This window comes from Kitasatospora sp. NPDC059160, from assembly GCF_042755465.1.
Lineage (GTDB): Bacteria > Actinomycetota > Actinomycetes > Streptomycetales > Streptomycetaceae > Kitasatospora.
In genome coordinates, this window is record NZ_JBHZCN010000103.1 from 25,498 (window position 1) to 31,620 (window position 6,123).

The 6,123-nt window shown below is 71.6% G+C and carries 6 protein-coding genes; 4 read left to right on the top strand and 2 right to left on the bottom strand.

Features of this window, described 5'->3' with window-relative positions:
- Positions 1 to 74: 74 nt before the first annotated feature.
- A complete protein-coding gene (locus ACFXOZ_RS33525) occupies positions 75 to 1,283 on the top strand; it encodes a cytochrome P450 (protein ID WP_380593697.1) in 1,209 nt (402 codons plus the stop codon).
- A gap of 73 nt (positions 1,284 to 1,356) precedes the next feature.
- Here ACFXOZ_RS33525 and ACFXOZ_RS33530 read toward each other — a convergent pair whose 3' ends face one another.
- A complete protein-coding gene (locus tag ACFXOZ_RS33530; protein WP_380409308.1) occupies positions 1,357 to 1,971 on the bottom strand; it encodes a TetR/AcrR family transcriptional regulator in 615 nt (204 codons plus the stop codon).
- A gap of 27 nt (positions 1,972 to 1,998) precedes the next feature.
- A complete protein-coding gene (locus ACFXOZ_RS33535) occupies positions 1,999 to 2,718 on the bottom strand; it encodes a hypothetical protein (RefSeq protein ID WP_380593698.1) in 720 nt (239 codons plus the stop codon).
- A 249-nt stretch (positions 2,719 to 2,967) separates the two neighbouring features.
- Here ACFXOZ_RS33535 and ACFXOZ_RS33540 point away from each other — a divergent pair, with 249 nt between their 5' ends.
- The 3 genes from ACFXOZ_RS33540 to ACFXOZ_RS33550 all read left to right on the top strand — a co-directional run bounded on the left by ACFXOZ_RS33540 (position 2,968) and on the right by ACFXOZ_RS33550 (position 5,690).
- Entirely contained in the window at positions 2,968 to 4,026 is a 1,059-nt protein-coding gene (locus ACFXOZ_RS33540; protein ID WP_380530609.1) for a helix-turn-helix domain-containing protein, read from the top strand.
- 204 nt (positions 4,027 to 4,230) lie between these two features.
- Positions 4,231 to 4,509 (top strand): hypothetical protein, encoded by a 279-nt coding sequence (locus tag ACFXOZ_RS33545; protein ID WP_375893569.1) that lies wholly within the window; start codon positions 4,231 to 4,233, stop codon positions 4,507 to 4,509.
- A gap of 182 nt (positions 4,510 to 4,691) precedes the next feature.
- Positions 4,692 to 5,690, top strand: a complete 999-nt coding sequence (locus ACFXOZ_RS33550) for a phospholipase (protein WP_380530612.1) — start codon at positions 4,692 to 4,694, stop codon at positions 5,688 to 5,690.
- Positions 5,691 to 6,123: the final 433 nt, after the last annotated feature.

The window sequence follows — 6,123 nt, forward strand, 5'->3', positions numbered from 1 at the left end:
GGGCCTCGTTCGTCCACCCCGGCCCCGAGTGGGCAGGAGAGAGCCGCTCCGCAGAGTGTTCGTGAGGAGAGACCATGAACGCGCCCGCACCGCAGTTACCCTTCGAACGTCCCAACGCCCTGGACCTGGCGCCGCTGCTCGTGCGGCTGCGCGAGGAAGGGCCGATCACCCGGGTGACGACACCCGCCGGGGACCCGGCCTGGCTGGTGACCCGCTACGAGGAAGCCCGGGAGATCCTGAGCGACACCCGGTTCTCCCGGCTGCGCCCCGACACCGCGGACTCCCCGAGGATCTCGGCCTCGGCCCTGCACACCCGCCCCGCCCCCACGCCCGAGGAGGAGGACCGCGAGCACACCCGGATGCGGCGGATGCTGGCACCCGCGTTCAGCGCGCCGCGGATGCGGCGGCTGGGCGAGCGGATCGGGGAACTCGCCGCGTCCTGCCTGGACGGGATGGAGGAGGAGCGCGCAGGGGATCCGCGCCGCGCCGTCGACCTGCACGGCCACCTGTCCTTCCCGCTGCCCGTGATGGTGATCTGCGAGCTGCTGGGCGTGCCCGTCGCGGACCGGGAGCTGCTGCGCGGCTGGTCGGAGCGGATCGCCGCGCTGTACGGCGGGGCCGACGGGGCCGCGGCCATGGCCGAGTTCGAGGCGTACGTGGCCGCGGTCGCCGAGGACAAGCGCAAGCGGCCGGGACAGGACGTGATCAGCGACATCCTGGCCGTCCAGGCACAGGACCCGTCCTTCACCGAGGAGGAGATGACCCGCCTGGCGGTGGGACTGCTGTTCGCGGGCCACGAGACGACGTCGACCCGGATCGACCTCGGAGTCCTGTTCCTGCTGAGCGACACCGCCCGGCGCGACCGCTTCGCCGCCGACCCCGACGGATCGGCCCGCGCCACCGTGGAGGAGGTCCTGCGGATGGCCGCGCCCGGTGCCCTGGGCCTGACCCGCTACGCCCGCGAGGAGGTCACCGTCGCGGGGACGGCGATCGCGCGGGGCGAGGCGGTGCTGGTGGCGATCAACGCCGCGAACCGGGACGGGCGGGCGTTCGAGGAGCCGGACACCTTCGACCCGTCGCGTTCCCCCAACGCCCACCTGGCCTTCGGGCACGGCGGCCACTACTGCATCGGCAACGCGCTGGCCCGCACCGAGATGCAGATCGCGCTGACCGCGCTGGTCCGACGCTTCCCCGGCCTCCGGCTGGCGGTGGACGCGCGCAGCCTGCGCGACCACTCCGAACGGCTGGCGGGCGGCATCGGCGAGGTGCCGGTGCTGTGGTGAACGGGGGCCGTCTGACGTCTGACCTCTGACGTCCGAGGTCTGACGTCAGCCCTCAGCCCTCAGCCGTAAGCCGTCAGGGCGTGCGGGTGCGCAGCGCGGGGGCGGGGCAGGGCAGTGGGCGGGCCCCGGTGGGGGAGAGGCCGTCGAGGACCAGGGCCAGGTACCGGCGCCAGCCGCCCTCACCCGGGTCCACCGTCCACAGCACCGAGACCAGCATGACGACGACGCGGTGCAGGTCGTCGGGCACGAGGTCGGTGCGGAGCACGCCCGCTGCCTGACCGCGCGCGAGGAGGACGTCGAGGGCGGCGAAGAACTCCTCACCGGTCGCCGGGGTCAGCACACCGGCGGCGCGGGCGGCGGCCAGCACGTTGTAGTCGCCGGCCACCGACTCCAGAGCCGCCGCCAGCACGCGGGCCAGCCCGCCCGCGGGATCGGGATCGTGGGCGGCGGCCTGGATGACGGGCCGGACGTGCTCGTCGAAGCGCTGGTCCAGCACGGCCCGCAGGAGCGCGGCCTTGTCGGGGAAGCGGCGGAAGAGCGTGGCGGCCCCGAGGCCGGCCCGGCGCGCCACGTCGTCGAGGTGGGCGTCGGGGCCCTGCTCGGCGAAGACCTCCCGGGCAGCCCGGATGATCTTCTCCGCGTTGCGGGCGGCGTCGGCGCGCAGCAGCCGGGGAGCGTCGGGGACCATCCCGGCACCCTATCGCCGCAGCGGCCGCTACCCGAGGCCCTCCGCCACGCGGACGAGTTCCTCGTCCGTGAGCCGCGGGGGGCCGCCGGTGGTGACGACGAAGGTGTAGGTGCCGTCGGACCAGGTCAGTGAATGGGGGCCACCTGGGGAGTCCGCGTGCGTGATGCTCGCCGGGAGGCCCTTGACGGTGGCGGCCTTGCCGGGCGGTGGTGTGCTGCTCCGGAGGGTCTGGCCGATGATCAGGCTCCCTTGTGTGTCGGGCTCCGTGCCCAGGGTGTACCGGACGGCCCAGGCCGGGGTGTCGGTCGGGACTGCTGCCAGGCCGGGCAGGTAGACCATCCTGCCCGCGGGGGAGGGGTAGTAGTTCTCCGGGAGGAACGCGGGCCGGAGGAGCTTGCGCTCGTCGAAGTGGACGGCGGGCTTGCCCGTGGCGTCGTCGAGCGTTCTGGTCCCGAGGGGTTCGCTCAGGCGGGTGGTGATCTGCGCGGCGCCGCCCGGGTCGCAGAACCCCGGACGGACCGTGTGCCGCAGGGAGACCGTCACCGTGCCGGTGGATTCGTGGGCCACGAGCTCCGGCCGTTCCTCGCACCCCCAGCCGATGTTGAGCGTCAGGGTCAGGCCGTCGGAGCTGACCAGCAGCGGGTAGCCGGCCACGGGGCCTTGGCTGACCCGGGTTTCCGGGCCCCGATCCATCCACGCGTTGATCGCGATCGCGACGCCGCCGCCGAGGACGGCCACGACTGCCACGGCGGTCAGGCGGTTCCGTCGTCGACGGTTCGTCAACTGTCCTGCGGTGTCTTGTGTCACGGTCCCTCCCCGGCGGTCACGGTCATGCTCGCGGCCCGGCCCGTACGAGGTCAAACGAGGCGGTGGGACGCGGCAGCGCCTCATCTTGACGGTGGCGTGACAATGCACCGGGGAGGGCCTCGCCGATTCGACAGGGGAGGCATGTCAGGCATGTCTGGAAGGGACGGGATGTTCGCGCAAGGGACGAGCATGCTCCAGGGTGAGGGTTTGTCGGCGAAGGACGGTTTCGAGTGCTGGCGGGACGGGCTGGCCAGGAGGAGGGAGTGCGAGGCGACGAGTGCTCACGCACACGACTTCACCTGGCAGGTGCGGCTCTTCGAGCTGGGACCGGTGGTGCTGGTGGGCTCGTCGTTCCCGTCGGCGCGGTTCTGGCGTACGGAGCGGATGATCCGGCGTTCGGATCAGGAGCTGTGCTACCTGACGCTGCTGACCTCCGGAACCCACGCGCTCCGCCGGGGGCGGGACCAGGCGGAGACGTTCGGCGCCGGGGACTTCTCCCTCGTCGACAGCTCCACCCCGCACGATGCGCGGATGTTCGGGGACCGGGCCCCGGGCGGGAGCGGTCCGGACGTCGTCGGGGTGGGGATCGACCTGCCCGTGTCGCTGCTGCCGGTGCCCCCGCACCGGATGCGTGACCTGCTCGGCCGCAGGCTCTCCGGCCGGGAGGGCACAGGGGCCCTGCTGGCGCAGTTCCTCCTCGGGCTGGAGCGCCAGGCCGCCGCCCTCCAGCCTGCGGAGGCGTCCCGCCTCGGCACGGTGGTGCTCGACCTGATGTCGGCCTGGATCGCCGGGGAGCTCGACGCCGAGCGCACGCTGCCCCTGGAGGCCCGGCAGCGGGCCCTGGTGGAGACCATCCGCGCGTTCGTCCGGGCCAACCTGCACGACCCCGGACTCACCCCGCCCGTGGTCGCCGCCGCCCACCACATCTCCGTCAGCCACCTGCACCGCCTCTTCGCGCGCCACTCCCAGGCGGAGACCGTGAGCGGGTTCATCCGCCGCCAGCGGCTGAGGAAGGCCCACCGCGACCTCGTCGACCCGGCCCTGATGGCCGTGCCGGTCCACGCCATCGGCGCCCGCTGCGGCATCCCCAACCCCTCCGAGTTCAGCCGCGCGTTCAAAGCCGCGTACGGCCTCTCCCCACGCGAACAGCGCCGCCGGGCCCTACCCGGGCCGACGGTCGAGGAGACGCTGCGCACAGGGTCGGAGACTCGTCGCGCATTCCACCACCGGACCGCCGACCTAGCGTGAGACGTGCACGGGGAGCCCCGCCCGGAATGCCCGTGTCACCGGATCAGATCAGCCACGACCTGGAGGTCATCGATGAAGAGGGCAATCGCCACACTCACCGCCACGGGGGTCCTGACCGTGGCCACCCTGGTCGGAGGCGCCGCGAGCGCCGGCGCGGCGACCCCGGCCCCGGCCCCGGCGCCGGCCCCTGCGCATGCTGCCGCTGTGGCCGCCAACCCCATCGGCTCCTACGGCCCGTTCGGATCCGCTCAGGAGTGCACGCAGTACGTCGCGGACTACGGCAACTTGGGCTTCTGGGACTGCGAGTACGCCCAGCACAACTGGTACGCGTTCAGCCCGAACGCCGGCCACGTCGCGATCGATTCCTGGGGCCCGTTCGGATCCGCCCAGGAGTGCATCTCCTGGGTGGGGAGCATCAACAAGCTCGGCGTCTTCGACTGCGAGTACGCCCTGACCAAGTGGTACGCGTTCGCCCCGGTCTAGGAGCTGCGACCGCCCGCGCCGTGAGGTCCCGTCGAGCCCCGGAGAAGTACTCCGGGGCTCGGTGGCGTCTGCGGACCGTGGAGGCCGAACCGCCGGAGATCGGGTTCAGGTCCCATCCACCGTTCGACGACGTACAGTTGGCACGTTCGGTCATGTTCACCTCAGAACACGGACGAGAAGGAGTGCCTTTCTTGACCACTCACCTCAGGACCGGCGCCCGCGTGCGGATGGTTCCCGCGCTGGCCGCGACGCTGTGCGGGATCATCGGCGGCACCGCGCTCGGAACCTCCCCGGCCGCTGCGGCCGACCAGCGCCACCCGATCTACGCCATCGCCCACCGGGTCGACACCCTGGACGGCGTGGACGCGGCGCTCAAGCACGGCGCCAACGGCATCGAGATCGACGTCTGCGCCTGGTGGAACCCGAACGAGTGGCGCGCCTACCACGACTGTTCCTCGGCCGGGGAGAACCGGCTCGGCCCCAGCTTCGACAGCATGATCGACCGCATCCTCTCCAACGCCAACGCGGGCCGCCGGCTGTCGCTGGTCTGGCTGGACATCAAGGACCCCAACTACTGCGGCGAGGAGCCCAACCGCACCTGCAGCGTCGCGGGCCTCCACGACAAGGCACAGCGGCTGACCGCCGCCGGCATCCAGGTCCTCTACGGCTTCTTCGAGTACCACGGCGGCAACACCCCCGACGTCGGCGGCCGCGGCTGGAAGAGCCTGGAGGGCAAGCTCGGCCGTCTGGAGGGCATGACCACCACCGGGGCCCGTGACAAGGTCGTCGGCGCCTTCAACAGCTCCGGCGCCGGCATCCCGGTCGGCCGCCGCGCGATGGACTACGGCGACACCGACATCAAGAACGGGTTCGGCAACTGCACCGAGGCCACCTGGAACACCTGCGCGGAACTGAAGAAGGGAGCGGCCGACCGGGCAGCCGGCCGACTCGCCGCCACGCTGTCCTGGACGACCACCTACAACGACCCCTGGTACGTGGACAAGCTCCTCGGCGACGCCCAGGTCGACGGCATCATCGCGGGCTACGGCGCCTTCACGGGCGTGCGGGAGTACGACGACACCTGGCAGTGCGCCAACGCGATCAACCTCGTCCGCGACTGGGTCAACCGCCACAGCGGCAGTCACCGGATGGCCAACAGCGGTGACCGCCTCTTCAAGTAGGGGACCGTCAGCCCCGGACCGCTCCCGCGCGGCCCGGGGCCGGGCATTTGTTTCGGGCGAGAAGTAGGGGTACTGTCTCCCAGTCGCCCGACAGGGAGCACCGGACACGCGATGGCGCGGACGGTTCCGGGGCGGCCAATCCACGAGAAACAGCACAGGCCGAGTTCGGCATGCCTGGTTATCGGGATTGCGGCCGGATTCGCTTTTCGGAGCGGGGCTCGGCTAGAGTTTGAAACGTCGAACGGGGCATCAAACCCCGGAAGGCACCGGCGAGTTGGATGACGAAGCCCCGGAAAACGGAGCGGAAAACATCTGATAAGCTGGAAACACGAAAGAATGAAGCGCCCGGAGGGCCCGCTGGAAGGCGGTCCGAAGGAAGCGTCCGTTCCTTGAGAACTCAACAGCGTGCCAAAAGTCAACGCCAGATATGTTG